The organism is Microbacterium sp. 2FI (genome assembly GCF_005502885.1).
In the GTDB taxonomy this organism is placed as follows: Bacteria; Actinomycetota; Actinomycetes; order Actinomycetales; family Microbacteriaceae; genus Microbacterium.
The window spans coordinates 262,243-288,053 of the sequence record NZ_SCMR01000002.1 but is presented as its reverse complement, the minus strand read 5'-3'; the positions used below and the strand labels follow the sequence as shown (position 1 = coordinate 288,053).

The following is a 25,811-nucleotide window of genomic DNA, read 5'->3' as shown; positions in this document are numbered from 1 at the left end:
AGCGTGTCGGCATCCGTGACTCGGAGGTGCTTCATGGCGGTGTTCTCGCGGGGATTCGGTGCGCGGCGGCGTGAAAGCGACCCGCGGCTTCCACCCGGGCAGTATCTGACCGAAGACTTCCCCGTGCTCTCGGCCGGCCCGACGCCGCGCGTAGCCACGGGGGAGTGGGAGTTCTCGATCCGCAGCGAGAGCGGTCACATCGCCTCGTGGGACTGGGAGCAGTTCCGCTCTCTCCCGATCGATGACATCGCCACCGACATTCACTGCGTCACGCGCTGGTCGAAGCTCGGCACGTCGTGGCGCGGCGTGTCACTCGACACGCTGTTGGCCGAGGTCGACACCGAGGCTGAGTTCGCGATGGCCCATTCCTACGGCGGCTACACGACGAACATCGCCCTCGAAGATCTCACCGACGGCAAGGCGTGGGTCGCGTTCGAGTTCGAGGGCGAGCCGCTGGATGCCGAGCACGGTGGTCCGGCACGCCTCCTCGTTCCGCACCTGTACTTCTGGAAGAGCGCGAAGTGGGTACGCGGCCTGACCCTGACTTCCGACGAGCAGCCCGGATTCTGGGAGCAGAACGGGTACAACATGCACGGCGATCCCTGGACGGAGGAGCGGTACTGGTGATCGTCGGCGGCTGGCGCCCCGCGCGCGTCGTCGAGGTCGCGCCGGCGACGACGAACGCGCGTGTGCTGCGCCTCGAGGTCGACGGCTGGCCCGGGAATCTCGCGGGCCAGCACATCGACATCCGGCTCACCGCGGAGGACGGCTATCACGCGGTGCGGTCGTATTCGCTCGCCTCGTATGGCGCCGGTCACGTGCTTGAGCTGGCCGTCGACGAGGTTCCCGACGGCGAGGTCTCCCCGTATCTCGTGCAGGACGTGCTGCCCGGCGACGAACTCGAGGTCAAGGGGCCTCTCGGCGGCTACTTCGTGTGGGAGCCCGGGGGTGAGGCGCCCGTGCAGCTGATCGCGGGTGGCTCGGGCATCGTGCCGTTGGTCGCGATGGCTCGCGCCGCGACGGATGCTGCCGCGGCGGCATCCGTTCGCCTGCTCTATTCGGTGCGCTCCGTCGAAGACGCGATATATCGCGATGAGATCCGGAATCAGGTCGAACCCAGGGGAGTGGCCGTGACCTGGGCATACACGCGAAGGGCGCCGGCGGGCTGGGGTGGCTCGGTGGGCCGCCTCGATGATCAGGCGGTGCGCGCGGCCGTGTGGGAGCCGGAGCGGATGCCGAACGTCTTCGTGTGCGGGCCGACGGGGTTCGTCGAGCACGTCGCCGACACGCTCGTGCGACTCGGTCATCCAGCCGCCCGGATCAGGACCGAGAGATTCGGAGGGGCATGATGCGTGCTGAGAATGCGGCGTCCGTCGTCGACGGCAATGCGCTCGCCGGCCTGCTGGCAGACGTGTTCGCCGGCGATGTCACGCAATACGTCGGGCTGTGCGGCGGCTGCGGGTCGTCGGCGCCGCTTGCCGAGGCGGTCGTCGAACTCGACGACGTCGGGGCGATCGTGCGGTGCAGATACTGTCGGCACACGCTCGCGACGGTGCTGCGGTCGCCGGAGGGCGTGCGCTTCGTGGTCGCGGCGCTGCAGGCGTTCACGGCGCCGGTCGGGGTCAGCCGAGCAGGAGCGTGACGAGGAGCAGGACCGGGACGCAGCCGATCGTGGTGAGGAACACGGTGTCGCGCGAGATCGTCTCGCCCACGTCGTAGCGCTGCGAGTAGTTGAAGACGTTCTGCGCGGTCGGGAGAGCAGCGAGCACCGTGACGATGAGCACGTCGTGCGCGCTGAGCCCGAACACGAATTCGGCGACCGCCCATGCGATGAGCGGCATCGCGATGAGCTTGAGCGTGCTCGCCAGCACGATGTCGCGGCGGCGTCCGGAGGCGCCGAGCACCCGCTGGCCGTGCAGCGAGATGCCGTACGAGATCAGCATGATCGGCACGCACGCATTCGCGATGAGCATCGCGGGCTCCATGACGACCGGCGGCAGGTCGAGTCCCGACACCGACACGAGCGTGCCGAGCACCGACCCGAGCACGATGGGGTTCAGCAGCGTACGACTGATCGATCGGCCGAGCGTCGACCTCCGGCCGAGGTCGCGGCATCCAGGATCGCCATCGTGATCGGCGTGAACACCAGCAGCTGCAGCAGGATGACCGGAGCCGGATAAGCGGCGCTGCCGAGCAGGTACAGCGAGAGTGGAATGCCGATGTTGTTCGAGTTCACCTGGCCGGCGCTGAGGGCTCCGATGACCGTCTCGCCGACCGAGCGCTTCCACGCGAGCCGGGCGACGAGCGTGTAGATGAGGAGGATGACGATCGCGGCGATCGCCGATACCGGGAGAAGCGCCGAGAAGAGCGTGCGGACGTCGGCCTGCGAGAGCACGACGAACAGCAGGAACGGCGACAGGACGAAGAACGTCAGCCGCGCGAGCACCGGTCGCGCGTGATCGCCGAGCAGGTCGATGCGCCCGATGACCCAGCCCACGACGATCGCGACACCCACCACGACGAATCCGGTGAGCGACTCCAACATGTTCCGAGCCTAGAGATTTCGCGCCGTGCGGCCCGAATCCACCATGATCACCGTGCCGATAGGCGGAACAGTCTGGCAATTCCACATTAGCCGATAATGCACATTATGTCAGGTTACGCGGGAACGGCCCCGCCTCCGCACACGCGAAACGGGGCGGAGCCCGAAGGCCCCGCCCCGTCTCATCCGGTCTGCTGTCAGAGGCCGGCGGTGTTGTCGGGGGCGCTCGTGGACTGGCGCGTCACGCGCTCGTTCGATGCGGGGTCGACGGCGGTGTGCGTCACCGACTCGGTGCGACGGCGCCGTGCCATGAGGACGATGCCGATGATGAAGATGACGGCGCCGGCGGCCATCAGGATGTAGCCGATCATGTCGAGATTGACCCACTCGACCTCGACGTTCACCGCGAACGCGAGGATGGCTCCGATGGCGAACAGCGCAATGCCTGCTCCGATGCTCATGCGAGGTTCCTTTCTCGGGGCGCGGCGATCAGCCCTCCCCTGTGTGCGGGACGCGTTCGTCCCTGACAACACCTTCCCGCACCAGGTCGACAGCGCACAGGGGGTTGACAAACGCGCTCTCCGTCAGATCGGCGCTACCGTGGCACGTGTCTGCAACAGGAAGGATCCCGGTGAATTCTCGCGCCCTCGTGATCGCCCCCCACGTCCAGGCGGCCGTCGATGCCGGCATCCCGGTGCTCGCTCTCGAATCGACCATCTTCACGCACGGACTCCCCCGCCCCCGCAACCTCGAGGTCGCAATCGAAGCCGAGGAGCGCGTGCGGGCGCTGGGAGTGACGCCGGCCACGATCGGCGTGATCGACGGTCGGGCGACGGTGGGGCTGTCGACCGACGAGATCGAGCGTCTGCCGACGACCGACGGCGTCATCAAGGCCAGCCTCCGCGATCTTCCGATCGCCGTCGCTCAGGGGCTCAGCGCCGGGACGACGGTCGCCGCCACCGCTTATCTCGCCGACCGTGCCGGCGTGCGCGTGTTCAGCACAGGCGGCCTCGGCGGCGTGCACCGCGGTGCGCAGCAGACCTTCGACGAGTCGGCCGACCTGGCGACCCTCGCCACACTGCCCCTCGTCGTCGTGAGCGCGGGAGTCAAGTCCATCCTCGACATCCCCCTCACCCTCGAGCGCCTCGAGACCCTCGGCCTCGCGGTCGTGGGCTACCGGACCACCGACTACCCCGGCTTCTACATCGCCGACTCCGGTCACGACATCGAGTACGCGGTCGACTCCCCAAACGAGATCGCCCGCATCGCCGAGAGCCGCGACGCTCTTGGGATCCGCTCAACGCTGCTTGTCGCGAACCCGGTACCGGCAGACCGTGAGCTGCCGCCGGAGCTCCACGACGAGGTGCTCGCCCGGGCTCTCGCCGAGGCCGAGTCGCGCGGCATCGCAGGCCACGACACCACGCCGTTCCTGCTGGACTTCATGCAGCGCGAGACCGGCGGACGCAGCCTCGACGTGAACGTCGACGTCTACCGCGGCAACGTCGCCCTCGGCGCCGAGATCGCGCTCGCGCTCGCAGGCGGGCGCTGATGCTCGTCGTCATCGGCGATCTCGTCGCCGATCTCATCGTGCTGGGCGGCGCGTCGCTCGAGCGCGGCACCGACAATCCGGCCGAGGTGCGCCTCACGCGGGGCGGCAGCGCCGCGAACGTGGCCGCTGCTGCGGCCGCGGCAGCGCGGCATCCGGTGCGCTTCATCGGCCGGGTCGGCGACGACACCCTCGCCGGGGCGCTCGTGAGCGAGCTGGAGGCGGCGGGCGTCGACGTGTGCGTCCAGCAAGCCGGACGCACCGGCGCCATCGTCGTGCTCGTCGACGCCGTCGGCGAGCGCACCATGATCACCGACCGCGGTGCCGCCGCCGAACTCGACGCGATCGACCCGACGTGGCTGACGGGCGCCCGGTGGGTCCACCTGCCGCTCTACGGATTCGCCCAGTCGCGATCGCGGGCGGCGTTGGAGGATGCCGTGGCAGATGCGTCGGCGCGCGGCATCCGGGTGAGCCTCGACCTCTCCAGCGTTCAGACGCTCCGCACGCTCGGGGCCGGCGTGCTCGCCGAAGTCCTCGAGCGCGTGCGCCCCGACGTCGTCTTCGCGAACGAGGACGAAGCCCGGACTGCCGCCGAGCTCGGCCTCTCCCCGGCCACGGACGGTGTTTACGTCATCAAGCGCGGCCCGGATCCGGTGATCGTCGAGGCGAGCGGCGGCCGCTCCGAGGTGCCGGTCGAGCGAGTCGACGACGTGCTCGATTCGACGGGTGCCGGTGACGCTTTCGCGGCCGGGTTCATCACCGCCGCCCTCGATGGCGCCGATCCGCAGACGAGCGCCCGCGCGGGCAGCGTGCTCGCGATGAGCGCGCTGCGCCGCGCGGGCGCCCTGTGACCGCCGCTCCGGTCGGTCAGACCGACTGGAGCCCCGCGAGCACGTCCTCGATGTCGTCGATGAACGCGTTGTAGCCGGCGATCGTCGCCGCCACCTGCTCGTCGCTGAAGTCCGAGCGGTCCTGGCTGATGGTGAGCTTCGTGCCGCCGTCGACCTCTTCGAGGTCGAACAGCACGGGGAGCCCCTCATCGTCGCCCGGCTGATCGGTGAGGGTCATCGCGAGGTGCGATGGCGGCTCGACGACCTTGTACTCCCCTGCCCAGTCGATGCGGTTGCCGTCGGGCAGGAGCATCACGGCGCGGAAGGCGCCGCCGGGGCGCACATCCATCGTGAGGGATTCCTGCGGAACCTCGACCGCGGCGGTGCCGAACCACACGGCGAAGTGCTCGGGCTGGGTGATCGCCTCGAAGACGAGCTCGCGCGGGGCGCTGAGCGTGCGGGTGATCGTGAAGTAGTCAGCCATGGGGGTTCTCCTTGTCGGTGATGGCGTCGGGGGTGGTGCTGTCTGTGGTGAGCTGCTGGAGGGCGTTGAGGTACTGGTCGAGGGCGCCGATGCTGTCTTCCCAGAACTGCGCGTAGCCGCCGATCCATGCCGATGCGCCGGCGAGCGGCCGGGCGTCGAGGCGAGCGGGACGGAACTGGGCGTCGCGCCCGCGAGTGACCAGGCCCGCTCCCTCGAGCACGCGCAGATGCTTCGAGACCGCGGCGAAGGTCATCGCGAACGGTGCGGCGATCTCGCCCACCGTCGCCTCTCCCCCGGCGAGTCGCGCCAGGATGGCGCGGCGCGTGGGATCGGCGAGGGCTGCGAACGTGCGACTGAGTTCGTCGGTCGACATCTTTTCGCTCCCTTCGTATTCAACTGATCGGTACAGTACTACATGGTTAAATATAGCGTCAAACCCGTCGGGAGGGCGCGATACCGTGTGGTCATGCCACGCGTCATCTTCAACACCGCGACCACCCTCGACGGCTTCCTCGCCGATGACGACGATTCGCTGTCGTGGCTGTTCGTCGTCCCCGGCGCCGACGACGCCGAGAACGCCTTCGGCGGCTTCCTCGAGGGCATCGGCGCCCTCATCATGGGCTCGACGACCTACGAGTGGCTGCTCGCCCACGAGAAGCTGCTCGAACATCCCGAGAAGTGGTACTACACCGGCAAACCCGCCTTCGTGATGAGCACGCGCGACCTTCCGGCTGTTCCCGGAGCCGATCTGCGCTTCCGCTCGGGGGACGTGACGGCGGTATGGGACGAACTCGCCGCAGCCGCGGGCGATCGCGACGTGTGGATCGTCGGCGGCGGAGATCTGGTCGGTCAGTTCGCCGACGCCGCGCTGCTCGACGAGATCCGCGTGTCGATCGCGCCGACCACGCTCGGCTCGGGGCGCCCTCTTCTCCCCCGCAGGCTCGAATCCGACCGGCTGCGCCTCGAGAAGGTCGCGCAGGCCGGCCAGTTCGCCGAGCTCGTCTACTCGGTGCGGACCGCATCGTGAGTGAGCGCTGGCGGGGCGTGATGGCGGCGCTTCTCAATCCCGACCTGCGCCAGGTTCTCGCCGAGGCGATGACGGCGACGGATGCTGCCGCGGTACTCCCCGCCGCGCGACGCGCACGCGCCGCCGGACGGCTGGCCGACCTCGGACTCGTCCGCATCGACGACGCGGGTGCCGTGCGCTTCGATGAGGGTGGGATCCGGCGCGTGCTCGATGAGGCGCCGATCGCGAAGCCGACGGGTCCCGCTCGGTACCTCGACGCGGACGGACGCATCGATCGGTATCCGGTGCGCGACGCGGATCGTCGTGAGCTCCTCGCGTGGATCGCCGCGCGCGCCTTCCGCCCCGAAGACGTGCTCACCGAGCGCGCCGTCAACGAGCGACTCGCGCAGTTCACCGACGACGTCGCGGCGCTGCGCCGCTACCTGGTCGACGCCGGACTTCTCGAACGTACGCGGTCGGGAACCGAGTACGCGCCGGTCATCGAGCGAGCCTGAAGACGAGGTCTCCGCGGCGTCTTCAGGCGGTGCCGGGCTCGAACGTGGTCCAGGACGCGAACTTCGGCTCGCGCCCGTCGCCCGAACTCGTGCCCGTGAGGCGCCGCTGCACCCACGGACCCACATGGTCGCGGTAGTACGCCATGCCGCGCGCCGCGGCGTTCGGCAGCGGCGGAAGCGACCACCAGCCGACGGGCGGCTCGTGCCCGAGCGCCGTCAGGACGCGGGCGGCCACTCGGTGGTGGCCCCGAGGGTTCATGTGCAGTCGGTCCTCGGACCAGTACGGCGCACTCGAAAGTTCGCGGTCGGGCCAGTTGAAGGCGCGCACGATGTCATCACGGTCGGCGAATCGCGCCGACACCGCTGCCGAGAGCAGGTCGCCTCGCCGCTGGATCACGCGGCTGAGCGGCAGGTGTCCGGAGGGATTCGCGCCCGAGAGCAGGATGAGCTTCACGCCCTCTTCGTCGCACCGGCGCAGCACCAGTTCGAACGCAGCGACGACGCGCGACACGCTCGTGCGCGGCCGCAGCATGTCGTTGCCGCCGCCGTTGAACGACAGGTGGGTCGGCTTCAGCGCGAGAGCGGGTTCAAGCTGCTGCTCGACGATCGGCTGGACGAGCTTGCCGCGGATCGCGAAGTTCGCGTACTCGATCGGCTCGCCCACGGCATCCGCCCAGCCGTGGGCGACGAGGTCGGCCCATCCGCGCACACGCCCGTCGGGCAGCTCGTCACCGACGCCCTCGGTGAACGAGTCGCCGATCGCCACGAAACGCACGGTTGCCACCTGCCCAGCCTATGCCGGGTCAGCGGTCGTCGAGCGCGCGCCCGCGACGATCGACCAGCCCCCACGCCGCAACGGCAGCGACGGCGAAGAACGCCGCGAAGACCACGAACAGCAGCGGCGCACCGCCCGTGACGAGCAGAACCGGCACCGCGAGCGGCGCGACGATCGACGCGATGCGGCCGACGCCGGCTGCCCACCCTGACCCTGTCGCTCGCAGTGACGTCGGGTACATCTCGGGGGTGACGGCGTACAGAGCGCCCCAGGCCCCCAGGTTGAAGAACGACAGCGCCATTCCCGCTGCGATCACTCCCCCGGCCGACGTCGCCGTGCCGAAGAACACCGCCGAGACCGCCGAGCCGACGAGGAACACCGAGAGCGTTGCGCGGCGGCCCCACACCTCGATGAGCCACGCCGCGACCGCGTAGCCCGGCAGCTGCGCGAGCGTGATGATGAGGGTGAAGCCGAACGAGCGCACCAGGTCGTAGCCCTGCGAGACGAGGATCGACGGAATCCAGATGAACGCGCCGTAGTACGAGAAATTGACGCAGAACCACACGAGCCAGAGGCTCGTCGTGCGCAGTCGGAATTCCCGAGACCAGAGGGCGGCCAGTCGCGCGCCCAGCGAAGGCGCCACCGCCGGTGGAATGTCCGCTCCGGCAGGGGCGACGGCATCGGGGCTCGCCCCGGCGGCGTCTTCGAACTCGCGCACCACGGCCTCGGCATCTACGTGGCGTCCGCGCCGCTCGAGCCAGCGCGCCGACTCGGGGAGCCCCCACCGCACGACCAGTGCATATGCCGCCGGGATGGCACCCAGCGCGAACGCCCATCGCCATCCGTTCTCGGATGCCGGGATGACGAAGAAGCCGATGAGGGCGGCTGCCGTCCAACCGACCGCCCAGAAGGCCTCGAGGATCACGATGAGCCGGCCCCGCATGCGCGCCGGCGCGAACTCGCTGACGTACGTCGAAGCGACCGGCAGCTCCGCACCGAGCCCGAGTCCCACGAGGAACCGCAGAATCAGCAGCGCCACGAGTCCCCCGACGAGGGCACTCGCCCCGGTCGCGAGGCCATAGACGAGGAGCGTGACGGCGAAGACCTGGCGCCGTCCGAACCGATCCGCCAGCAGCCCGCCGACGCTGGCACCGATCGCCATGCCGACGAACCCGATCGACGCGATCCACGCGGTCTCGTGCGGCGCGAGGCTCCATTGTGCGGCGAGAGCGGCCAGCACGAACGAGATGAGCCCCACGTCCATCGCATCCAGCGCCCACCCGAGCCCCGAACCGGTGAGCACCCGCAGATGCCGGCGGGTGAAGGGCAGCCGATCGAGGCGCTCCGAGAGCGTCGCCGAAGCGCGGGTGTCGGCATCCGTCATAGCGTCATCGTACGGATGCCGAGGCCTCACGTACTGCTACGACAGCATGTCGCGCACGAGCGGGGCCACCTGGGTGCCGTAGAGCTCGATCGACCGCATCATCTTCGCGTGCGAGAGAGTGCCCGTCGAGAACTTCATGTCGAAGCGTGACGCGCCGAGGGTCTGCACGGTCGTCGCGATCTTGCGGGCGACGGTCTCGGGCGAGCCGACGTAGAGCGCGCCCTCGGGGCCGACGTCGTGCTGGAACCGCATCCTGCTGTACGGCGGCCATCCGCGTTCGCGCCCGATGGTGTTGTTCATCGCCTCGAATCCGGCGTACGCCTCGTCCCAGGCCTGCTGGTCGGTGGCGGCGATGTGGCCGGGTGAGTGGACCCCGATCGGCAGCCGGTCACGGCCGAACGACTCGAGCGACCGGTGGTAGAGGTCGGCGAACGGGCGGAACCGCGCGGACGGTCCGCCGATGATCGCGAGCATGAGGCCGTAGCCGTGGCGCGCGGCGCGGACCACCGATTCGGGCGTGCCGCCGACCCCCACCCAGGCCTTCAGTCCGTTCTCCGTCTTGGGGTACACATCGGCTTCGGAGAGCGGCGCGCGCAGCGTCCCCTCCCACGTCACGGGGGTCTCGTCGAGCAGGCGCGAGAAGAGGTCGAGCTTCTCGTCGAAGAGCGTCTCGTAGTCGCGCAGGTCGTAGCCGAAGAGCGGGAACGACTCGATGAACGAACCGCGGCCGAGGATCACCTCGGCGCGCCCGTTGGAGACCGCGTCGAGCGTCGCGAAGCGCTCGTACACGCGCACCGGATCGTCGCTCGAGAGCACGGTGACCGCGGTGCCGAGGTGGATGCGTTCGGTGCTCGCGGCCGCTGCCGCCAGCACGATCTCGGGGCTCGAGATCGCGAACTCGCGACGGTGATGCTCCCCCACGCCGAAGAACGCGAGGCCGGACTGATCGGCGAGGACGGCCTGCTCGACGACGTCGCGAATGGTCTGCGCGCCGCTGACGAGTTCGCCGGCCTCGTCGCGGGTGATGTCGCCGAAGGTGTCGAGTCCGAGTTCGACGGTGGAGGGATCGGTCATGACGTGGCTGCCTTCTGCGCGATTGTGTATGCGTGTGAATGAACCGCGGGGACGCGCGCCGCATTCCCGGAGACACATGCCGGACGTGTCGGCGTAACGTGAACGCATGGCCATCTTCGCCGATCGCCGCGACGCGGGGCACCAGCTCGCCCGTGATCTGGATGCGTGGCGCGGATCGGATGCCGTGGTCTTCGGCATCCCGCGCGGGGGGATCGTCGTGGCCGCCGTCGTCGCGCACGGACTGGGCCTGCCGCTGCGCGCGGCGGTCGTCCGCAAGCTCGGCGCTCCCGCACACGAGGAGTTCGCGATCGGCGCCATCGCCGAGGACGTGCGCGTCATAGACGACGACGCTCTGTGCGCGGGACGCATCACGCCGGCGCAGCTCTCGGACGTCGAAGATCGCGAACGCATCGAGCTGCGCCGGCGGACGGCACTGTTCGCCGCCGCCGAAGACATCGCGGGCCGGATCGCGATCGTCATCGACGACGGCGTGGCCACCGGGGCGACCGCGACCGCGGCATGCCGGTCGCTGCGGGCTCGCGAGGCGGAGTCGATAGTGCTCGCGGTTCCGGTTGCGCCGGCCACCTGGCTGCCGGATGCCGACGCCGCCGACGTGTTCGTCTGCCCGCACCGCGAGCACGACTTCTGGGCGGTCGGCCCGTTCTACGACGATTTCACGCAGACGAGCGACGCGGAGGTCGTGGAGCTGCTGTCCCACGACCTCCGCGGCTGATTCTCGTCGAGCGGGTCAGCGCGACAGCGCTGCGCGGAGGGTGTCGAGTCCGACACCGCCGATGTCGAGCGCGCGCTTGTGGAACTGCTTGATCGAGAAGGCGTCGCCCTCGCGCTCGGCGACCTCGTCGCGCAGCTGCTCCCAGATACGCTGGCCCACCTTGTACGACGGGGCCTGGCCCGGCCAGCCGAGGTAGCGGTTCACCTCGAACGACACGAACTCGTCGGGCATGTTGACGTTCCCGCGCATGAACTCCAGCGCGTAGGCGGCATCCCATGTGCCCTCGCCGCTCGCGCTGAGCCCGGACGAAGCGTCGAGGCGGGGCTTGCCCAGGTGCACGCCGATGTCGAGCACCACGCGCGCGGCGCGCATGCGCTGGCCGTCGAGCATGCCGAGACGGTCGGCCGGGTCGTCGAGGTAGCCGAGCTGCTGCATGAGCCGCTCGGCGTATAGCGCCCAGCCCTCGGCGTGACCCGAGGTGCCACCGAGAAGACGGCGGTAGGAGTTCAGCTGCGCGCGGTTGTAGACGGCCTGCGCGATCTGCAGATGGTGGCCGGGAACGCCCTCGTGATACACGGTGGTGAGCTCGCGCCAGGTGTCGAACTCCTCGACGCCCTCGGGTACAGACCACCACATGCGGCCCGGGCGCGAGAAGTCGTCGGTGGGACCGGTGTAGTAGATCCCGCCTTCCTTCGTGGGCGCGATCATGCACTCGAGCTTGCGGATGGGCTCGGCGATGTCGAAATGGCTCTTGCCGAGCTCGGCGACCGCGCGGTCGCTCGTCTCCTGCATCCACTTCTGCAGTGCGTCGGTGCCGACGAGCTTGCGGCTCGCGTCCTTCTCGAGGAAGGCGACGGCCTCTTCGACCGAGGCCCCCGGGAGGATCTCGTTCGCGATCGACTCCTGCTCGGCGACCATGCGGGCGAGCTCCTCGACACCCCACTCGTAGGTCTCGTCGAGGTCGATCGTCGCGCCGAGGAACCGGCGCGAGTGAAGCGCGTAGTGCTCGCGGCCCACCGCATCGCTCTCGTTCGCGACCGGCGCGAGCTCGCCGCCGAGGAACTCGGCGAGGGCGTCGTAGGCCACCCGCGCGGCGTTCGCGTTGTCGGCGAGGTCGCGCGCGAGCGATGCCGGCAGCTGGCCTTCGGCGGGGGCGGCGTCGCCGGCGAAGGTCGCGAAGAAGCCGGTGTCGGCGGTGTAGCGCGCGATCTGCGTCGCCACCTCGAGCACCTGGCGACGCGCGGGGACGATGCCCTCCGCCATGCCGGTGCGCAGCGTCTCGATGTAGCCGTCGACGGCGCCGGGAACCGCCGCGAGACGCGTCGAGACCACCGACCAGTCGTCGGTGGTGTCGGTGGGCATCAGGTCGAACACCGAGCGGATGTCCTGCGCCGGCGAGGCGATGACATTCAGATCGCGCAGGTGCCATCGCGTCTCGTGGAGGTCGAGGCCGACCTGGATCTCGCGCGACAGGTCATCCTGGGTGACGGCGTCGATGTCGTCGACCGGGGTGGCGGCCTGGAGTGCGGCGAGTGTGGCACGGCCGGCTTCGGCCAGGCGGGCCTGGCCTTCGGGGCTGTAGTCGCCGAAGCGGTCGTTGTATTCGGAACGGCCGATGTAGGTCGCCAGCGTCGGCTCGAGCTCGGCGAGGGTGTCGACCCACGCGTCGGCGATCGTGTCGATCGGCGTAGGCGTGCGTGTTGCGTCAGTCATGGAACCGAGCCTAGGCACGAGACGCGGTGTCGACAAACGAGGCCCTCAGTGCCCGGCCTGGTTCCAGTCGCCGCCGCGCCCGATCTGCACGTCGAGCGGCACCGTGAGACTCGCGGCGTCGCCCATGCGGTCGCGCACGATCCGCTCCGCGGCATCCCACTCCCCCGGTGCCACCTCGACGACGAGCTCGTCGTGGATCTGCATCAGCACGCGCGAGCGGAGCCCTTCTGCGGCGAACTCGTCATGGATGTGGAAGAGCGCGATCTTCATGATGTCGGCGGCGCTGCCCTGGATCGGAGCGTTGAGCGCTGCGCGCTCGGCGTTCTCGCGGAGCACGCGGTTGGGGCTCGCGAGGTCGGGGAACGGGCGTCGTCGGCCGAAGATCGTCTCGGTGTACCCGTCGATGCGCGCCTGCTCGACCGACGAGCGCAGGTAGTCGCGCACGGCGCCGAAGCGGGCGAAGTACTCCATCATGAGCTGCTTCGCCTCGGACTGCTCGATGCGCAGCTGCTTGGAGAGCCCGAACGCCGACAGGCCGTACACGAGGCCGTACGACATCGCCTTGACCTTCGTGCGCATCGCGGGGGTGACCTCGGACGGCTCGACGCCGAAGACGCGGGCGCCGACGAACCGGTGCAGGTCTTCACCCGAGTTGAAGGCTTCGACGAGTCCGGGGTCTTCCGACAGGTGCGCCATGATGCGCATCTCGATCTGCGAGTAGTCGGCGGTCAGCAGCGTCTCGTACCCGTCGCCGACCTCGAATGCGGCGCGGATGCGCAGGCTCTCCTGGGTGCGGACCGGGATGTTCTGCAGGTTCGGGTCGGTGCTCGACAGGCGGCCGGTCTGGCTGCCGGTCTGCACGTAGGTGGTGCGGATGCGGCCGTCGGCGGCGATCGCGGCGTCGAGCGACTCGATGATCTGGCGGAGCTTGGTGGCTTCGCGGTGCTGCAGGAGCAGATCGAGGAACGGGTGCGGATTGCTCTCCTGCAGGTCGGCGAGCACGGCGGCATCCGTCGAGTAGCCGGTCTTCGTCTTGCGGGTCTTGGGCAGCTGCAGCTCTTCGAACAGCACCTCCTGCAGCTGCTTCGGCGACCCGAGGTTCACCTCGTGCCCGATCGCTGCGAAGGCCTCCTGGGCGATCGCGTCGGCGCGCGCGCCGAGCTCGGCCGAGAACGCGGAGAGCTTCTCGTGCGACACCGCGACGCCGGCCAGCTCCATGTCGGCGAGGGTCGTGAGCGTCGGGAGCTCGATGTCGGTCAGCACCGTGGTCACGCTGGGGGCGAGCTCGCCGCGGAGCGCTTCGGCCACACGCAGCGAATACCACGACAGCTGACCGGGAGTCGCACCCTCGGTCTCGGGAACGAGTTGCGTCGGGTCGGCCTCGGGCAGCTTCTCGTCGAGGTACCGGTCGACGAGGTCGGCGAGGGCCTTGTCGGGAAAGCTCGGCCGCAGGAGCCATCCGGCCACGATCGTGTCGAACGCGAGTCCGCCGAGGACGACGTCGGCGCGCCGAAGCGCCTTCACCTGCGACTTGGCGTCGGAGAGCACCTTGGGAGCGCTCGAGGCGAGCCACGGGCCGACGGATGCCGCGACCTCGGTCGACCACGACGCCTCCGCTGCGGCATCCATCGTCGCGAACCCGACGCGGGACGGCAGGCCGCCCGCGATCGCGATCGTGACGCCCACCTCGCCCGTGGCCTTCTCGAGCCACGCGACGAGCTCTGCGGCGGAGAGCTCGGCCGGCACGGGGGCGAGCATGGCCGCCGCCGACGTGACCGCCGCCATCTGCTGCTCGATGCCGGCGAGTTCGGCCACGCGCGGGATGAGGGTCTTGAACTCGAGGCGCGCGAAGATGTCGCGGACGGCCTGGGCGTCCATCGGGCGTACGTCGAGGTCGTGCACGGTGACCGGAAGCTCGACGTCGCGCAGCAGCCGGTTGAGCGATCGGTTGCGGCGCACATCGTCGAGGTGCTCGCGCAGATTGCCGCCGACGACGCCGGTGACCTTGTCGGCGTTCTCGAGCAGGTCGTCGAGCGTCCCGAATTGCGTCAGCCACTTGACGGCCGTCTTCTCGCCCACCTTCGGCACGCCCGGAAGGTTGTCACTCGTCTCGCCGACGAGCGCCGCGATGTCGGGATACTGCTCGGGGCGCACGCCGTAGCGCTCGATGACGGCGTCGATGTCGTAGCGCTTGAGCTGCGAGACGCCCTGCACGTTCGGGTACAGCAGGGTGATGTCGTCGTTCACGAGCTGGATGGTGTCGCGGTCGCCCGAGCACACCAGCACGTCGAAGCCCGCCTCGGCGCCCTGCGTCGCGAGGGTCGCGAGGATGTCGTCGGCCTCGATGTTCTCCTTCTGGAGCACCGTGATGCTCATCGCGGCGAGGCAGTCCTGCAGGAGCGGGATCTGCCCCTTGAACTCGGACGGCGTCTCGGATCGGTTCGCCTTGTACTCGGTGTAGACCTCGGTGCGGAACGACTGCCGTGAGGTGTCGAAGGCGACCGCCAGATGCGTCGGCTTCTCGGCCTTGATGAGGTTGATCAGCATCGCGAGGAACCCGTAGATCCCGTTCGTGTGCTGCCCGTCCTTCGTCGTGAAATTGTCGACGGGAAGGGCGAAGAAGGCCCGATATGCCAGCGAATGGCCGTCGACGACGAGGAGGGTAGGCTTTGCGGAGTCCGTCACCAGACCAGACTAGTCAGGGGCGGAGACACCCGATTCCGGCCCGAAGGCGAGCGATGACCGAAGCACCCACCGCAGACGTGAACGGCCTCGCCTGGGCGGCGAATCGCGGCATGGGGGCACTCGCCGAGAAGATGGGGATCCGCTTCGCCGAGTTCTCGATCGAGCGCGCGGTCGCCACGATGCCCGTCGAGGGCAACACGCAGCCGGTGGGGCTGCTGCACGGCGGCGCTTACGTGGTCCTCGGCGAGTCGCTCGGCTCGATGGCGGCGAATCTGCACGCCGGCCCCGACCGACTGGCCGTCGGCGTCGACATCAGCGCGACCCACACGCGGTCTGCGACCAGCGGGGTCGTCACCGGCGTCTGCACGCCCGTTCACCTCGGGCGCAGCATCACCGTTCACGAGATCGTCGTCACCGACGATCAGGGGCGCCGATGCTCGACGATCCGCATCACGAACCACATCAAGACCCTGTCGTAGGGTCGCGGCTCGCGGCGGGCCGAGCAGCAGGCGCGGCGCGCTTCGTCTCGTCGCTTCGCTCCTCGCTCAGCGACCCGAAGGTCCCTGAGCGAGCGCAGCGAGACGAAGGGCCGACGGCTGCTCAGCCCTTCTTGGGCGCGAGCTGCTCGATGATGGCCTTGGCGACGTCCTGCATCGTCAGGCGACGGTCCATCGACGCCTTCTGGATCCAGCGGAACGCCTCGGGCTCGGACAGGCCCATCTTCTCGTTGAGGAGGCCCTTCGCGCGGTCGACGAGCTTGCGGGTCTCGAAGCGCTCGACCATGTCGGCGACCTCGGCCTCGAGCGTGATGATCTGCTCGTAGCGGGCGAGTGCGATCTCGATCGCCGGCAGCAGGTCGTTCGGCGTGAAGGGCTTCACGACGTACGCGAGTGCGCCGGCCTCGCTCGCACGCTCGACGAGCTCCTTCTGGCTGAACGCCGTCAGCAGCACCACGGGGGCGATGTGGTTCTTGCTGAGCTTCTCGGCGGCCGAGATGCCGTCCAGAAGAGGCATCTTCACGTCCATGATCACGAGATCGGGACGAAGCTCGGTGGCCAGCTGCACGGCGGCTTCGCCGTCGCCGGCTTCGCCGACGACATCGAAGCCGTTGTCGCGCAAGATCTCCACGATGTCGAGCCGGATGAGCGACTCATCCTCCGCAACGACGACGCGACGGGGGGTGGTTGCCGGCGAACCGGGGGTCTGCTCCTGCTCAGTCACCATTGAATCCTACGGTATGGTCGTTCGCGGACGGGCCCGACAGGCCCCTGCCGGTGTGGCGGAATGGCAGACGCGACCGACTCAAACTCGGTTGCCCGCAAGGGCGTGTGGGTTCGACTCCCACCACCGGTACGACAAGAGGGAGATCGGATGCCGCAGACGCGGCATCCGATCTCCCTTCGTTCGCACGAGCGGCGCTACGCGCCGAAGTACTGGTTGCCGAGCGCCTTGCTCTTGAGTGCATCGAACTCGCCCTGCGAGATCGTGCCGGCGTCGAGCAGCTCCTTGGCTTTGGCGATGTCGGCTGCCGGGCTCGCCGATGCGGCCGGCCGGTAGTCGTCGCTCTCGGGCACGGCCCCGCCGCGGTTCGCGTATGCGCGTTCGGCCATGCCTCCGCCGCGCGCGATCACGTAGATGAGCGCGGTGAGGAACGGGAGGAAGACCAGGGCGATGATCCACAGCGCCTTGAGCCAGCCGCTCAGGGCGTGGTCGCGGAAGAGGTCGGTGATGATCAGGATCACCACGTAGAGGTAGGCGATGAAGTAGAAGCTCCACAGCAGGAACCAGAAGAAGTCCCAGAACATAGGACGATCACCTCTCAGGGGTAAGACGACGGGGGTCGCGCTCAGCATACTGAGCGCGACCCCCGTTTGATCCGTTGCGTGTCTACAACTCGCCGGACTTGTAGATCGGAGCCTTGCCGTGCACCGCGTCGCCCACCTTGTGGATGCGGATGTCGTTGGTCGAGCCGATGATTCCGGGAGGGGATCCCGAGATCACGACCACCTTGTCGCCGACCTCTGCGAGGTCGTGGGTGAGGAGGTAGTCGTCGACCTGGATGAACATGCGGTCGGTGTGCGTGACGTGCTCGACGAGGGTCGACTGCACACCCCATGTGAGCGCCATGCGACGGCGGATCGCCGGCTCGGGCGTGAAGCCGAGCATGGGGATGCGCGGACGCAGGCGCGACATGCGACGAGCGGTGTCGCCCGACTCGGTGAAGATGCAGAGGTACTTCGCGTCGACGAACTCGGCCACCTCGAGGGCTGCGAGCGTGATCGCGCCGCCCTGGGTGCGGGGCTTGGTCGTGAGGGGCTGGATGCGCTCGAGACCGTGCTCCTCGGTCGAGTCGACGATGCGGGCCATCGTCTCGACGACCACGACCGGGTACTTCCCGACGCTCGTCTCGCCCGAGAGCATGACCGCGTCGGCGCCGTCGAGGACGGCGTTGGCGACGTCGCTCGTCTCGGCGCGCGTGGGCACCGGGTTGTCGATCATCGACTCGAGCATCTGCGTCGCGACGATGACGGGCTTGGCCATGCGACGGCAGAGCTCGACCGCACGCTTCTGCACGATCGGCACCGCCTCCAGCGGCAGCTCGACGCCCAGGTCGCCGCGGGCGACCATGATGCCGTCGAACGCGTCGATGATCTCTTCGAGGTTGTCGACGGCCTGCGGCTTCTCGATCTTCGCGATGACCGGGATGTGGCGGCCTTCCTCGGCCATGATCACGTGGACGCGCTGGACGTCCTTCGCGCTGCGCACGAACGACAGCGCGATGAGGTCGGCACCGGCGCGAAGACCCCAGCGGAGGTCGGCCTCGTCCTTCTCGCTGAGCGCGGGGACGTTCACCGCGACGCCGGGCAGATTGATGCCCTTGTTGTTGGAGACGGCGCCGGCGACGATGACCTTCGTCGTGACGACGGCACCCTCGACTTCGATGACCTCGACGCGCACCTTGCCGTCGTCGATCAGCAGGAAGTCGCCGGGGTTGACGTCGGCGGGCAGGCCCTTGAAGGTCGTCGACACGATCTCCTTCGTGCCGAGGATGTCTTCGGTCGTGATCTTGAAGATGTCGCCGACGGCGAGGTCGTGCGGGCCGTTCTCGAACTTGCCGAGGCGGATCTTGGGGCCCTGCAGGTCGACGAGGACGGCCACCGGTCGCCCGGCGTCGTCGGCGGCCTTGCGCACGTTGGCGAAGTTGTTGTCGTGGACCGAATAGTCGCCGTGGCTCAGGTTGAAGCGGGCGACGTCGACACCGGCCTCGATGATCGCGCGAACGCTCTCATAGGTCGAGGTGGCGGGGCCCAGTGTGGCGACGATCTTGGCGCGTCTCATCCGTGGTTTCTCCGGGGGGTTCAGTGGTGGCGAATGCCTCGGCCAGCCTACGCGGGCTGCAGGCCGATGGCGACATCGTGGGGGCGGACGGGAACCGGAAGCTCGGTCTCGCCCATGAGATAGCGGTCGACCTCCGCGGCCGCGGCGCGGCCTTCGGCGATCGCCCAGACGATCAGGGACTGACCGCGACCGGCATCGCCGGCCACGAACACGCCCGGAGCGGTGGTCTGGTAGTCGGCGTCGCGTCCGACGTTGCCGCGGTCGGTGAACTGCGCACCCAGCTGGTCCTCGAGCAGCGCCCGCTCGGGGCCGGTGAAGCCCATCGCGATCAGCACGAGGTCGGCAGGGATCTCGCGCTCGGTGCCGCTCTTGGGGACGCGGCGTCCGTCGACGAACTCGGTCTCGGCGACGCGCAGCGCGCGCACCTCGCCCGCGCTGTTGCCGAGGAACTCCACGGTCGAGGCGAGGTACGACCGCTCGCCGCCCTCTTCGTGCGCAGACGACACCTCGAACAGGGTGGGGCTCATCGGCCACGGCTGGTGCTCGGGCCGCTCCCCCGGCGGCTGCTTGCCGATCGCGAGGTTGGTGACGCTGAGGGCTCCGTGGCGGTGCGCGGTGCCGATGCAGTCGGCGCCGGTGTCGCCGCCGCCGATGACGATGACGTGCTTGCCTTCGGCCGAGATCTGGTGCGGCACCGCGTCACCGGCGACGGCCTTGTTCGATTCGACCAGGTACTCCATGGCGAAGTGCACGCCGGCGAGGTCGCGGCCGGGGATCGGAAGCTCGCGCGGAACCGTGGCGCCCGTCGTCACGACGACCGCGTCATACCGCGCTCGCAGGTCGCTCCACGAGATGTCCTTGCCGATCTCGACGCCGGCGCGGAAGCGGGTGCCCTCATCCTGCATCTGGCGAAGACGCGCCTCGAGGTGCTTCTTCTCCATCTTGAAATCGGGGATGCCGTAGCGGAGGAGTCCGCCGATGCGGTCGTCGCGCTCGAAGACGGCGACCGTGTGGCCGGCGCGCGTGAGCTGCTGTGCGGCGGCGAGACCCGCAGGCCCCGAGCCGACGACGGCGACGGTCTTGCCGGTCAGGCGCCCGGGCGGCTCGGCCTCGACCCAGCCGTGCGAGAACGCCTCGTCGATGATCGAGACCTCGATCTGCTTGATCGTGACGGCCGGCTGGTTGATGCCGAGCACGCACGAGCTCTCGCAGGGTGCGGGGCACAGTCGCCCGGTGAACTCCGGGAAGTTGTTCGTCGCGTGGAGACGCTCGATCGCCGAGCGGCCCTCGCCGCGCCACGTCAGGTCGTTCCACTCGGGGATCAGGTTGCCGAGCGGGCAGCCCTTGTGGCAGAACGGCACGCCGCAGTCCATGCAGCGACCGGCCTGCCGGCGCAGCACCGCGGAGTCCCCCGGCTCATAGACCTCTTTCCAGTCCATGATCCGCACCGGCACGGGCCGCCGCGGGGGCAGCTCACGCTCGGTGACCTTCAGAAAGCCTTTCGGGTCAGCCACCCGTCACCTCCAGGATGCGGTGCCAGACGACGTCGCCGTCGGGGTCAAGCCCCTCGGTGACCGCCTCCTGGCGGGTCTGCAGGACGGCCGCGTAGTCGCGCGGCATCACCCGGACGAAGTTCGCCAGCTCGTTCTCGAAATCGTCGAGCAGGGTCTGCGCGAGCGTGGATTCGGTCTCCACGACGTGCTGCATCAGCAGGTCGCGGAGGATCTCGGCGTCGCCGGAGCCCAGCTCGCCGAGCTGGAGCTCGCCGGTGGCGAGCGCCTCGCGGTTGACGAGCTTCTCGTCGAGGCGGTAGATGTACGCGGTTCCGCCCGACATGCCGGCGCCGAGGTTGCGGCCGGTCTCGCCGAGGATCACCGCGAGTCCGCCCGTCATGTACTCCAGAGCGTGGTCGCCCACACCCTCGACGACCGCCGTCGCGCCGGAGTTGCGCACGAAGAACCGCTCCCCCACGACGCCGCGCAGGAACATCGTGCCCTGCGTTGCGCCGTAGCCGATGACGTTGCCCGCGATGACGTTCTTCGAGGCGTCGAAGGTCGCCCGGCGCGGGGGCCGCACGACGATCTGGCCGCCCGAGAGACCCTTGCCGACGTAGTCGTTGGAGTCGCCTTCGAGGCGCAGTGTGATGCCGGCGGGCATGAAGGCGCCGAACGACTGTCCGGCGGAGCCGGTGAGGTTCACGACGATGCTGCCGGACGGCAGTCCGTTCTCGCCGTGCGCGCGCGTCACGTGGTGCCCGAGGAGCGTGCCGACGGCGCGCTCGGTGTTGCGGATCGGGAGGTCGATGACGATCTCGCCGCCGTGGGCGATGACGTCCTGCGCGCGTTCGATGAGGCCGACGTCGAAGTGTGCCTCGAGCTCGTGCTCCTGGCCGCGGGTGTTCCGGCGGGACTCGTCCTCGGCGAACGTGGGGCCGTCGAGGATCGGCGCGAGGTCGAGACCGCTCGCCTTCCAGTGCTCCACGGCACCGTTGACATCGAGCAGGTCGCTGCGACCGATCGCCTCGTCGAGCGAGCGGAGTCCGAGAGCCGCCAGGTACTCGCGCACCTCTTCGGCGATGAACTCCATGAAGTTGACGACGAACTCCGGCTTTCCGTTGAAGCGCTGGCGCAGCACCGGGTTCTGGGTCGCGACGCCGACCGGGCACGTGTCGAGGTGGCAGACCCGCATCATGATGCAGCCCGACACCACCAGCGGTGCCGTCGCGAAGCCGAACTCCTCGGCCCCGAGCAGCGCGCCGATGATGACGTCACGGCCGGTCTTGAGCTGCCCGTCGACCTGCACGACGACGCGGTCGCGCATGCCGTTGAGCATGAGTGTCTGCTGGGTCTCGGCGAGGCCGAGCTCCCACGGCGTGCCGGCGTGCTTGAGCGAGTTCAGCGGGCTCGCGCCGGTGCCGCCGTCGTGGCCCGAGACCAGGATCACGTCGGCCAGGGCCTTCGCGGTGCCTGCGGCGACCGCGCCGATCCCCGACTGGCTCACGAGCTTCACGTGCACGCGCGCCTCGGGGTTCGCCCGCTTCAGGTCGAAGATGAGCTGCTTGAGGTCTTCGATCGAATAGATGTCGTGGTGCGGCGGCGGCGAGATGAGCCCGACGCCGGCCGTCGCGTGACGCGTGCGTGCGACCCACGGGTACACCTTCGTCGGCGGCAGCTGTCCGCCCTCGCCGGGCTTGGCGCCCTGGGCGAGCTTGATCTGGATGTCCTCGGCCTGCGAGAGGTAGAGGCTCGTGACACCGAAGCGGCCCGAGGCGACCTGCTTGATCGCCGAGCGGCGCTCGGGGTCGAGGAGCCGGTCGACGTCTTCGCCGCCCTCGCCGGTGTTGGACTTGGCGCCGATGCTGTTCATCGCGATCGCGAGCGTTTCGTGGGCTTCCTGCGAGATCGAGCCGTAGCTCATCGCCCCGGTCGAGAAGCGCTTCACGATCGACGACACCGACTCGACCTCATCGATCGGCACCGGCGTCCGGCCGGCGGACTTCAGGCTGAAGAGGCCGCGGAGCGTGTTGAGCTCGTTCGCCTGGTCGTCGACGAGCTTGGTGTACTCGCGGAAGATGTCGTACCGGCGCGTGCGGGTCGAGTGCTGCAGCCGGAAGACGGTGTCGGGGTTGAACAGGTGCGGCGAGCCGTCGCGGCGCCACTGGTATTCGCCGCCGGTCCACAGCCGTTCGTGCGCGCGCACCGCGGCATCCTCGGGGTAGGCGTAGCGGTGGCGCGCCGCGTTCTCGTTCGCGATCACGTCGAGGCCGACGCCGCCGAGCTTGGACTCGGTGCCGGTGAAGTACTTCGCGACGAAGTCCTCGGCCAGGCCCACGGCCTCGAAGACCTGGGCGCCGGCGTACGACGACACCGTCGAGATGCCCATCTTCGACATGATCTTCAGCACGCCCTTGCCGAGCGCGTAGATCAGGTTCTTGACGGCCTTGGCCGGGGCGATGCCGGTGATGTATCCCGCTCGGACGAGGTATTCGACCGTCTCCATCGCGAGGTAGGGGTTCACCGCGGATGCGCCGTACCCGATGAGGGTTGCGACGTGGTGCACCTCTCGCACGTCGCCCGCCTCGACCACGAGTCCGCACTTCATGCGGGTCTCGTTGCGGATGAGGTGGTGGTGCACGGCCGCGAGCATGAGCAGCGACGGGATGGGCGCCAGGTCCTTGTTCGAGTCGCGGTCGCTGAGCACGATGAACTCCGCGCCGTCTTCGATCGCCTGGTCGACCTCGGCGCACATCTGCGCGAGGCGCTTCTGCATGCCCTTGTGGCCCGCTTCGACGCGGTAGAGGCCGCGGATCGTCACCGACGTGCGGCCGGGAAGAGCGGTGTTGATGTGCTGGATCTTGGCGAGCTCGTCGTTGTCGATCACCGGGAAGTCCAGGGTCACGACTCGGGTGTGGTCGGCGCCCCAGTCCAGCAGGTTTCGCTCGGGGCCGAGGCCCAGGGCGAGGGAGGTGACGACCTCTTCGCGGATCGAGTCCAGCGGCGGGTTGGTCACCTGCGCGAACTGCTGCGTGAAGTAGTCGAAAAGCAGCCGCGGCCGCTCGCTGAGCACTGCGACCGGCGTGTCGCTTCCCATCGCGCCGAGCGGCTCGGCGCCGTTCTGACCCATCGGGGTCAGGAGGATCCGCACCTCTTCCTCGGTATAGCCGAAGGTGCGCTGACGGCGCGTGATCGAGGCGATGGGGTGCACGATGTGCTCGCGCTCGGGAAGGTCGGCCAGGCGCACGCGTCCGGCGTCGAGCCATTCCTGCCACGGCTCGAGCTCGGCGAGGTCGCGCTTGATCTCGTCGTCCTCGATGATGCGGCCCTGCGCGGTGTCGACGAGGAACATGCGGCCGGGGCGCAGGCGCCCGCGACGCTTGATGCGCTCGGGCTCGAAGTCGAGCACGCCCGTCTCGCTGCCGATCACGACGAGGCCGTCGGTGGTCTCGGTCCAGCGGCCGGGGCGGAGGCCGTTGCGGTCGAGGGTCGCGCCGACGAGGGTGCCGTCGGTGAAGATCAGTGCGGCCGGTCCGTCCCACGGCTCCATCTGCATCGAGTGGAAGTCGTAGAAGGCACGCAGGTCGGCATCGATGTCGGCCTGCTTCTCGTACGCCTCGGGAACCATCATCATGATGGCGTGCGGCAGGCTGCGGCCGGTGAGGGTCAGCAGCTCGAGCACCTCGTCGAACGAGGCCGAGTCGCTCGCGCCCTCGGTGCAGATCGGCAGGAGCGGACGGATGTCGCCCAGCAGCTCGGATTCCAACTGCGACTGACGCGCGCGCATCCAGTTGCGGTTGCCGTTGACGGTGTTGATCTCGCCGTTGTGCGCGAGCATGCGCAGCGGCTGAGCGAGCGGCCACGAGGGGAACGTGTTCGTCGAGTAGCGCGAGTGCACGACGGCGAGCTCCGAGGCGAAGCGCTCGTCCTGCAGGTCGGGGTAGAACGGCTCGAGCTGCAGGGTCGTGACCATGCCCTTGTAGCCGAGGGTGCGTGCCGACAGCGACACGAAGTACGCGTCCAGCTCGGTGCGGGCGCGTTTGCGCAGCCGGAAGGTGCGGCGGTCGAGGTCGATTCCCGACAGCGCCGCGGCGTCGCCCACGGCGGGGCGCGACACGAAGAGCTGCTCGAAGACGGGGCGCGCCGCGAACGCGAGCTTGCCGAGGTTGTCGTCGGCGGTGGGCACGTCGCGCCAGCCGAGGACGACGAGATTCTCGGATGCTGCGAGCTGCTCGATGCCGTCCTTCTGGGCGGCCCGGGCCTCATCGTCGCGGGGCAGGAAGATCATTCCGGCGGCATACTCCCCCACCGGCGGCAGGTCGAAGTCGACGACGGCGCGGAGGAACTCGTCGGGCATCTGCGTGAGGATGCCCGCGCCGTCGCCGGTGCCGGCATCCGAGCCGATCGCGCCTCGGTGCTCGAGGTTGCGCAGAGCCGTCAGCGCGAGGTCGATGATGTCGTGACCGGCTTCACCGCGCAGCGTCGCGACCATCGCGAGGCCGCACGCGTCCTTCTCGAAAGCAGGGTTGTACATGCCCTGCTTCTGCGGGAAGCCCGACGAAACCGACCCTGTGGTGCGGGGGCTCGATGCCATACCTACCGTCCTCACGTTGATGCTCAAGATGGGACGACGTCGGCCCGGTGCTGTCCTTCCGCGTGATGCGGAAGGGAACAGCATGCTATTTCGTGGCGGATGTGCTTGTGGCGCTGCCCTCGACAGTCTCGGACGTCGGGGGTTCGCTGACGTCGACGAAGTCGTCGGTGTTCTGCGATTGTACAGCCCCGTCGGGCTTCCACTCACGGCCCGGCACATACGGCGACGGCTCGAGGCCGGGGTGGCGCCGCTTCTGCACGAAGAAGATGGTGATGCCGATGACCACGCCGATGATCGCCGCCCACACGTTGGTGCGGAGGCCGAGGAAGATCTCGCTCGGATCGATGCGGATCGACTCCCACACGATGCGGCCGGCGCTGTACCAGACGAGGTAGATGCCGAACAGGCGCCCCCATTGCAGGACGAACTTCCGGCTGAGCCACAGCAGCACGAGCACGCCCAGGCTGTTCCAGATCACCTCGTAAAGGAAGGTGGGGTGGAACAGCGTGTCGGGGGCGAGTCCCGGCGGGAAGGCTCCGTTGTCGGGGTCGATCTCCAGGCCCCAGGGAAGGTCGGTCGGCAGGCCGAAGAGCTCCTGGTTGAACCAGTTGCCGAAGCGTCCCATCGCCTGGGCGAGCAGGAGTCCCGGTGCGAGGGCGTCGGCGAACGTCCAGAAGCGGATGCCGGTCCAGCGGCATCCGAGCCAAGCGCCGATCGCGCCGCCGATGAGGGCGCCGTAGATCGCGATGCCGCCCTCCCAGATGTAAAGCGCCGAGAGCGGGTTCGCGCCTTCGCCGAAGTAGAAGTCGAAGTGGGTGAGCACGTGGTAGATCCGCGCCGCGATGATGGCGAGCGGCACCGCGATGAGAGAGATGTCCACGACCACCCAGGGCTCCGCGCCGCGCTTGGTGAGGCGGTGGTTCGTCAGGAACACCGCGGCGATGATGCCCGCGATGATGCACAGCGCGTAGAAGTGGATGCGCAGGGGCCCGAGGTCGATGTAGCTGACGGACGGGCTCGGGATGCTGGCGACGACGGATGCCGCGACGTTGATCATGGGTGATCTGGTCCTAGGTGTCGGGGGCGCCGGCTGTGGGC

General features: G+C 69.0%; 25 protein-coding genes and 1 tRNA gene. 10 read left to right on the top strand and 16 right to left on the bottom strand.

The window, feature by feature from the left end; genetic code table 11:
• The first annotated feature begins 33 nt into the window (after positions 1 to 33).
• From FFS15_RS03700 to FFS15_RS03690, 3 genes are read left to right on the top strand one after another with little or no spacing between them, the layout of a single operon-like run.
• Positions 34 to 627, top strand: coding sequence for a sulfite oxidase-like oxidoreductase (locus FFS15_RS03700; protein WP_137843642.1), 594 nt, complete (start codon positions 34 to 36; stop codon positions 625 to 627).
• Positions 624 to 1,349, top strand: a complete 726-nt coding sequence (locus tag FFS15_RS03695) for an FAD-binding oxidoreductase (RefSeq protein ID WP_137843641.1) — start codon at positions 624 to 626, stop codon at positions 1,347 to 1,349. Before FFS15_RS03700 ends, FFS15_RS03695 begins: the two co-directional genes overlap by 4 nt.
• Complete coding sequence (locus FFS15_RS03690; protein ID WP_249353686.1) at positions 1,346 to 1,642, top strand: DUF6510 family protein; 297 nt, start codon at positions 1,346 to 1,348, stop codon at positions 1,640 to 1,642. Before FFS15_RS03695 ends, FFS15_RS03690 begins: the two co-directional genes overlap by 4 nt.
• Here the strand turns inward: FFS15_RS03690 and FFS15_RS18820 are convergent.
• The 3 genes from FFS15_RS18820 to FFS15_RS03680 form a co-directional block, all read right to left on the bottom strand.
• Complete coding sequence (locus FFS15_RS18820; RefSeq protein ID WP_249353684.1) at positions 1,623 to 2,048, bottom strand: AEC family transporter; 426 nt, start codon at positions 2,046 to 2,048, stop codon at positions 1,623 to 1,625. The genes FFS15_RS03690 and FFS15_RS18820 overlap by 20 nt on opposite strands.
• 8 nt (positions 2,049 to 2,056) lie before the next feature.
• On the bottom strand, positions 2,057 to 2,545 hold the full coding sequence (locus tag FFS15_RS18815) for an AEC family transporter (RefSeq protein WP_249353682.1): 489 nt from the start codon (positions 2,543 to 2,545) through the stop codon (positions 2,057 to 2,059).
• A gap of 194 nt (positions 2,546 to 2,739) precedes the next feature.
• A complete protein-coding gene (locus FFS15_RS03680) occupies positions 2,740 to 3,003 on the bottom strand; it encodes a DUF6458 family protein (protein WP_137843639.1) in 264 nt (87 codons plus the stop codon).
• A gap of 170 nt (positions 3,004 to 3,173) precedes the next feature.
• On the opposite strand from FFS15_RS03680, the gene FFS15_RS03675 reads away from it, so the two are divergent.
• On the top strand, positions 3,174 to 4,091 hold the full coding sequence (locus tag FFS15_RS03675) for a pseudouridine-5'-phosphate glycosidase (RefSeq protein ID WP_349290446.1): 918 nt from the start codon (positions 3,174 to 3,176) through the stop codon (positions 4,089 to 4,091).
• Positions 4,091 to 4,939 (top strand): PfkB family carbohydrate kinase, encoded by an 849-nt coding sequence (locus tag FFS15_RS03670; RefSeq protein ID WP_137843638.1) that lies wholly within the window; start codon positions 4,091 to 4,093, stop codon positions 4,937 to 4,939. The genes FFS15_RS03675 and FFS15_RS03670 overlap by 1 nt, the downstream gene beginning before the upstream one ends.
• Before the next feature lie 16 nt (positions 4,940 to 4,955).
• On the opposite strand, the gene FFS15_RS03665 is transcribed toward FFS15_RS03670, so the two are convergent.
• Positions 4,956 to 5,402 (bottom strand): SRPBCC domain-containing protein, encoded by a 447-nt coding sequence (locus tag FFS15_RS03665; protein ID WP_137843637.1) that lies wholly within the window; start codon positions 5,400 to 5,402, stop codon positions 4,956 to 4,958.
• Complete coding sequence (locus FFS15_RS03660; protein WP_137843636.1) at positions 5,395 to 5,775, bottom strand: metalloregulator ArsR/SmtB family transcription factor; 381 nt, start codon at positions 5,773 to 5,775, stop codon at positions 5,395 to 5,397. The genes FFS15_RS03665 and FFS15_RS03660 overlap by 8 nt, the downstream gene beginning before the upstream one ends.
• Positions 5,776 to 5,868: 93 nt before the next feature.
• Between FFS15_RS03660 and FFS15_RS03655 the strand changes: the two genes are divergently transcribed.
• Both FFS15_RS03655 and FFS15_RS03650 read left to right on the top strand, forming a co-directional pair.
• Positions 5,869 to 6,429 (top strand): dihydrofolate reductase family protein, encoded by a 561-nt coding sequence (locus FFS15_RS03655; RefSeq protein WP_137843635.1) that lies wholly within the window; start codon positions 5,869 to 5,871, stop codon positions 6,427 to 6,429.
• A complete protein-coding gene (locus FFS15_RS03650) occupies positions 6,426 to 6,923 on the top strand; it encodes a DUF2087 domain-containing protein (RefSeq protein ID WP_249353680.1) in 498 nt (165 codons plus the stop codon). Before FFS15_RS03655 ends, FFS15_RS03650 begins: the two co-directional genes overlap by 4 nt.
• A 22-nt stretch (positions 6,924 to 6,945) precedes the next feature.
• Here the strand turns inward: FFS15_RS03650 and FFS15_RS03645 are convergent, their stop codons facing one another.
• Genes FFS15_RS03645 through FFS15_RS03635 form a run of 3 tightly spaced genes read right to left on the bottom strand, consistent with a single transcriptional unit; the run spans position 6,946 to position 10,156 of the window.
• Positions 6,946 to 7,707 (bottom strand): SGNH/GDSL hydrolase family protein, encoded by a 762-nt coding sequence (locus FFS15_RS03645; RefSeq protein WP_171013067.1) that lies wholly within the window; start codon positions 7,705 to 7,707, stop codon positions 6,946 to 6,948.
• A gap of 19 nt (positions 7,708 to 7,726) precedes the next feature.
• A complete protein-coding gene (locus FFS15_RS03640; protein ID WP_137843634.1) occupies positions 7,727 to 9,082 on the bottom strand; it encodes an MFS transporter in 1,356 nt (451 codons plus the stop codon).
• 36 nt (positions 9,083 to 9,118) lie between these two features.
• On the bottom strand, positions 9,119 to 10,156 hold the full coding sequence (locus tag FFS15_RS03635) for an LLM class flavin-dependent oxidoreductase (RefSeq protein WP_137843633.1): 1,038 nt from the start codon (positions 10,154 to 10,156) through the stop codon (positions 9,119 to 9,121).
• 106 nt (positions 10,157 to 10,262) lie between these two features.
• Between FFS15_RS03635 and FFS15_RS03630 the strand changes: the two genes are divergently transcribed.
• Complete coding sequence (locus FFS15_RS03630) at positions 10,263 to 10,889, top strand: phosphoribosyltransferase family protein (protein ID WP_137843632.1); 627 nt, start codon at positions 10,263 to 10,265, stop codon at positions 10,887 to 10,889.
• A 15-nt stretch (positions 10,890 to 10,904) separates the two neighbouring features.
• Here FFS15_RS03630 and FFS15_RS03625 read toward each other — a convergent pair whose 3' ends face one another.
• A complete protein-coding gene (locus FFS15_RS03625) occupies positions 10,905 to 12,602 on the bottom strand; it encodes a DUF885 domain-containing protein (protein WP_137843631.1) in 1,698 nt (565 codons plus the stop codon).
• 45 nt (positions 12,603 to 12,647) lie between these two features.
• Positions 12,648 to 15,287 (bottom strand): DNA polymerase I, encoded by a 2,640-nt coding sequence (polA, locus tag FFS15_RS03620; protein WP_137843630.1) that lies wholly within the window; start codon positions 15,285 to 15,287, stop codon positions 12,648 to 12,650.
• Between the two features lie 53 nt (positions 15,288 to 15,340).
• Between polA and FFS15_RS03615 the strand changes: the two genes are divergently transcribed.
• Complete coding sequence (locus FFS15_RS03615; protein WP_137843629.1) at positions 15,341 to 15,766, top strand: hotdog fold thioesterase; 426 nt, start codon at positions 15,341 to 15,343, stop codon at positions 15,764 to 15,766.
• Between the two features lie 121 nt (positions 15,767 to 15,887).
• Here the strand turns inward: FFS15_RS03615 and FFS15_RS03610 are convergent, their stop codons facing one another.
• On the bottom strand, positions 15,888 to 16,508 hold the full coding sequence (locus tag FFS15_RS03610) for a response regulator (protein ID WP_171013066.1): 621 nt from the start codon (positions 16,506 to 16,508) through the stop codon (positions 15,888 to 15,890).
• A 49-nt stretch (positions 16,509 to 16,557) separates the two neighbouring features.
• On the opposite strand from FFS15_RS03610, the gene FFS15_RS03605 reads away from it, so the two are divergent.
• A tRNA-Leu gene (locus tag FFS15_RS03605) sits at positions 16,558 to 16,640 on the top strand.
• A gap of 65 nt (positions 16,641 to 16,705) precedes the next feature.
• On the opposite strand, the gene FFS15_RS03600 is transcribed toward FFS15_RS03605, so the two are convergent.
• From FFS15_RS03600 to lgt, 5 genes are all read right to left on the bottom strand, one after another.
• Positions 16,706 to 17,092 carry an SHOCT domain-containing protein gene (locus tag FFS15_RS03600; protein WP_137843627.1) on the bottom strand — a complete coding sequence of 129 codons (387 nt, stop codon included), beginning with the start codon at positions 17,090 to 17,092 and terminating at the stop codon, positions 16,706 to 16,708.
• An 82-nt stretch (positions 17,093 to 17,174) separates the two neighbouring features.
• The gene (pyk, locus tag FFS15_RS03595; RefSeq protein WP_137843626.1) at positions 17,175 to 18,626 is read right to left on the bottom strand and encodes a pyruvate kinase; all 1,452 of its coding nucleotides are present in this window, start codon (positions 18,624 to 18,626) and stop codon (positions 17,175 to 17,177) included.
• 47 nt (positions 18,627 to 18,673) lie between these two features.
• Positions 18,674 to 20,140 carry a glutamate synthase subunit beta gene (locus tag FFS15_RS03590; RefSeq protein ID WP_137843625.1) on the bottom strand — a complete coding sequence of 489 codons (1,467 nt, stop codon included), beginning with the start codon at positions 20,138 to 20,140 and terminating at the stop codon, positions 18,674 to 18,676.
• On the bottom strand, positions 20,133 to 24,713 hold the full coding sequence (gltB, locus tag FFS15_RS03585) for a glutamate synthase large subunit (protein ID WP_137843624.1): 4,581 nt from the start codon (positions 24,711 to 24,713) through the stop codon (positions 20,133 to 20,135). Before gltB ends, FFS15_RS03590 begins: the two co-directional genes overlap by 8 nt.
• An 85-nt stretch (positions 24,714 to 24,798) precedes the next feature.
• Positions 24,799 to 25,770 (bottom strand): prolipoprotein diacylglyceryl transferase, encoded by a 972-nt coding sequence (gene lgt, locus FFS15_RS03580; RefSeq protein WP_137843623.1) that lies wholly within the window; start codon positions 25,768 to 25,770, stop codon positions 24,799 to 24,801.
• Positions 25,771 to 25,811: the final 41 nt, after the last annotated feature.

Excerpts from the sequence above, each read along its gene's own strand:
- FFS15_RS03700 (WP_137843642.1), top strand. The coding sequence starts at position 34 with ATGGCGGTGTTCTCGCGGGGATTCGGTGCGCGGCGGCGTGAAAGCGAC.
- FFS15_RS03690 (WP_249353686.1), top strand. The coding sequence starts at position 1,346 with ATGATGCGTGCTGAGAATGCGGCGTCCGTCGTCGACGGCAATGCGCTC.
- FFS15_RS18815 (WP_249353682.1), bottom strand. The coding sequence starts at position 2,545 with ATGTTGGAGTCGCTCACCGGATTCGTCGTGGTGGGTGTCGCGATCGTC.
- FFS15_RS03680 (WP_137843639.1), bottom strand. The coding sequence starts at position 3,003 with ATGAGCATCGGAGCAGGCATTGCGCTGTTCGCCATCGGAGCCATCCTC.
- FFS15_RS03670 (WP_137843638.1), top strand. The coding sequence starts at position 4,091 with ATGCTCGTCGTCATCGGCGATCTCGTCGCCGATCTCATCGTGCTGGGC.
- FFS15_RS03665 (WP_137843637.1), bottom strand. The coding sequence starts at position 5,402 with ATGGCTGACTACTTCACGATCACCCGCACGCTCAGCGCCCCGCGCGAG.
- FFS15_RS03660 (WP_137843636.1), bottom strand. The coding sequence starts at position 5,775 with ATGTCGACCGACGAACTCAGTCGCACGTTCGCAGCCCTCGCCGATCCC.
- FFS15_RS03655 (WP_137843635.1), top strand. The coding sequence starts at position 5,869 with ATGCCACGCGTCATCTTCAACACCGCGACCACCCTCGACGGCTTCCTC.
- FFS15_RS03640 (WP_137843634.1), bottom strand. The coding sequence starts at position 9,082 with ATGACGGATGCCGACACCCGCGCTTCGGCGACGCTCTCGGAGCGCCTC.
- FFS15_RS03635 (WP_137843633.1), bottom strand. The coding sequence starts at position 10,156 with ATGACCGATCCCTCCACCGTCGAACTCGGACTCGACACCTTCGGCGAC.
- FFS15_RS03630 (WP_137843632.1), top strand. The coding sequence starts at position 10,263 with ATGGCCATCTTCGCCGATCGCCGCGACGCGGGGCACCAGCTCGCCCGT.
- FFS15_RS03625 (WP_137843631.1), bottom strand. The coding sequence starts at position 12,602 with ATGACTGACGCAACACGCACGCCTACGCCGATCGACACGATCGCCGAC.
- FFS15_RS03615 (WP_137843629.1), top strand. The coding sequence starts at position 15,341 with ATGACCGAAGCACCCACCGCAGACGTGAACGGCCTCGCCTGGGCGGCG.
- FFS15_RS03600 (WP_137843627.1), bottom strand. The coding sequence starts at position 17,092 with ATGTTCTGGGACTTCTTCTGGTTCCTGCTGTGGAGCTTCTACTTCATC.
- pyk (WP_137843626.1), bottom strand. The coding sequence starts at position 18,626 with ATGAGACGCGCCAAGATCGTCGCCACACTGGGCCCCGCCACCTCGACC.
- gltB (WP_137843624.1), bottom strand. The coding sequence starts at position 24,713 with ATGGCATCGAGCCCCCGCACCACAGGGTCGGTTTCGTCGGGCTTCCCG.
- lgt (WP_137843623.1), bottom strand. The coding sequence starts at position 25,770 with ATGATCAACGTCGCGGCATCCGTCGTCGCCAGCATCCCGAGCCCGTCC.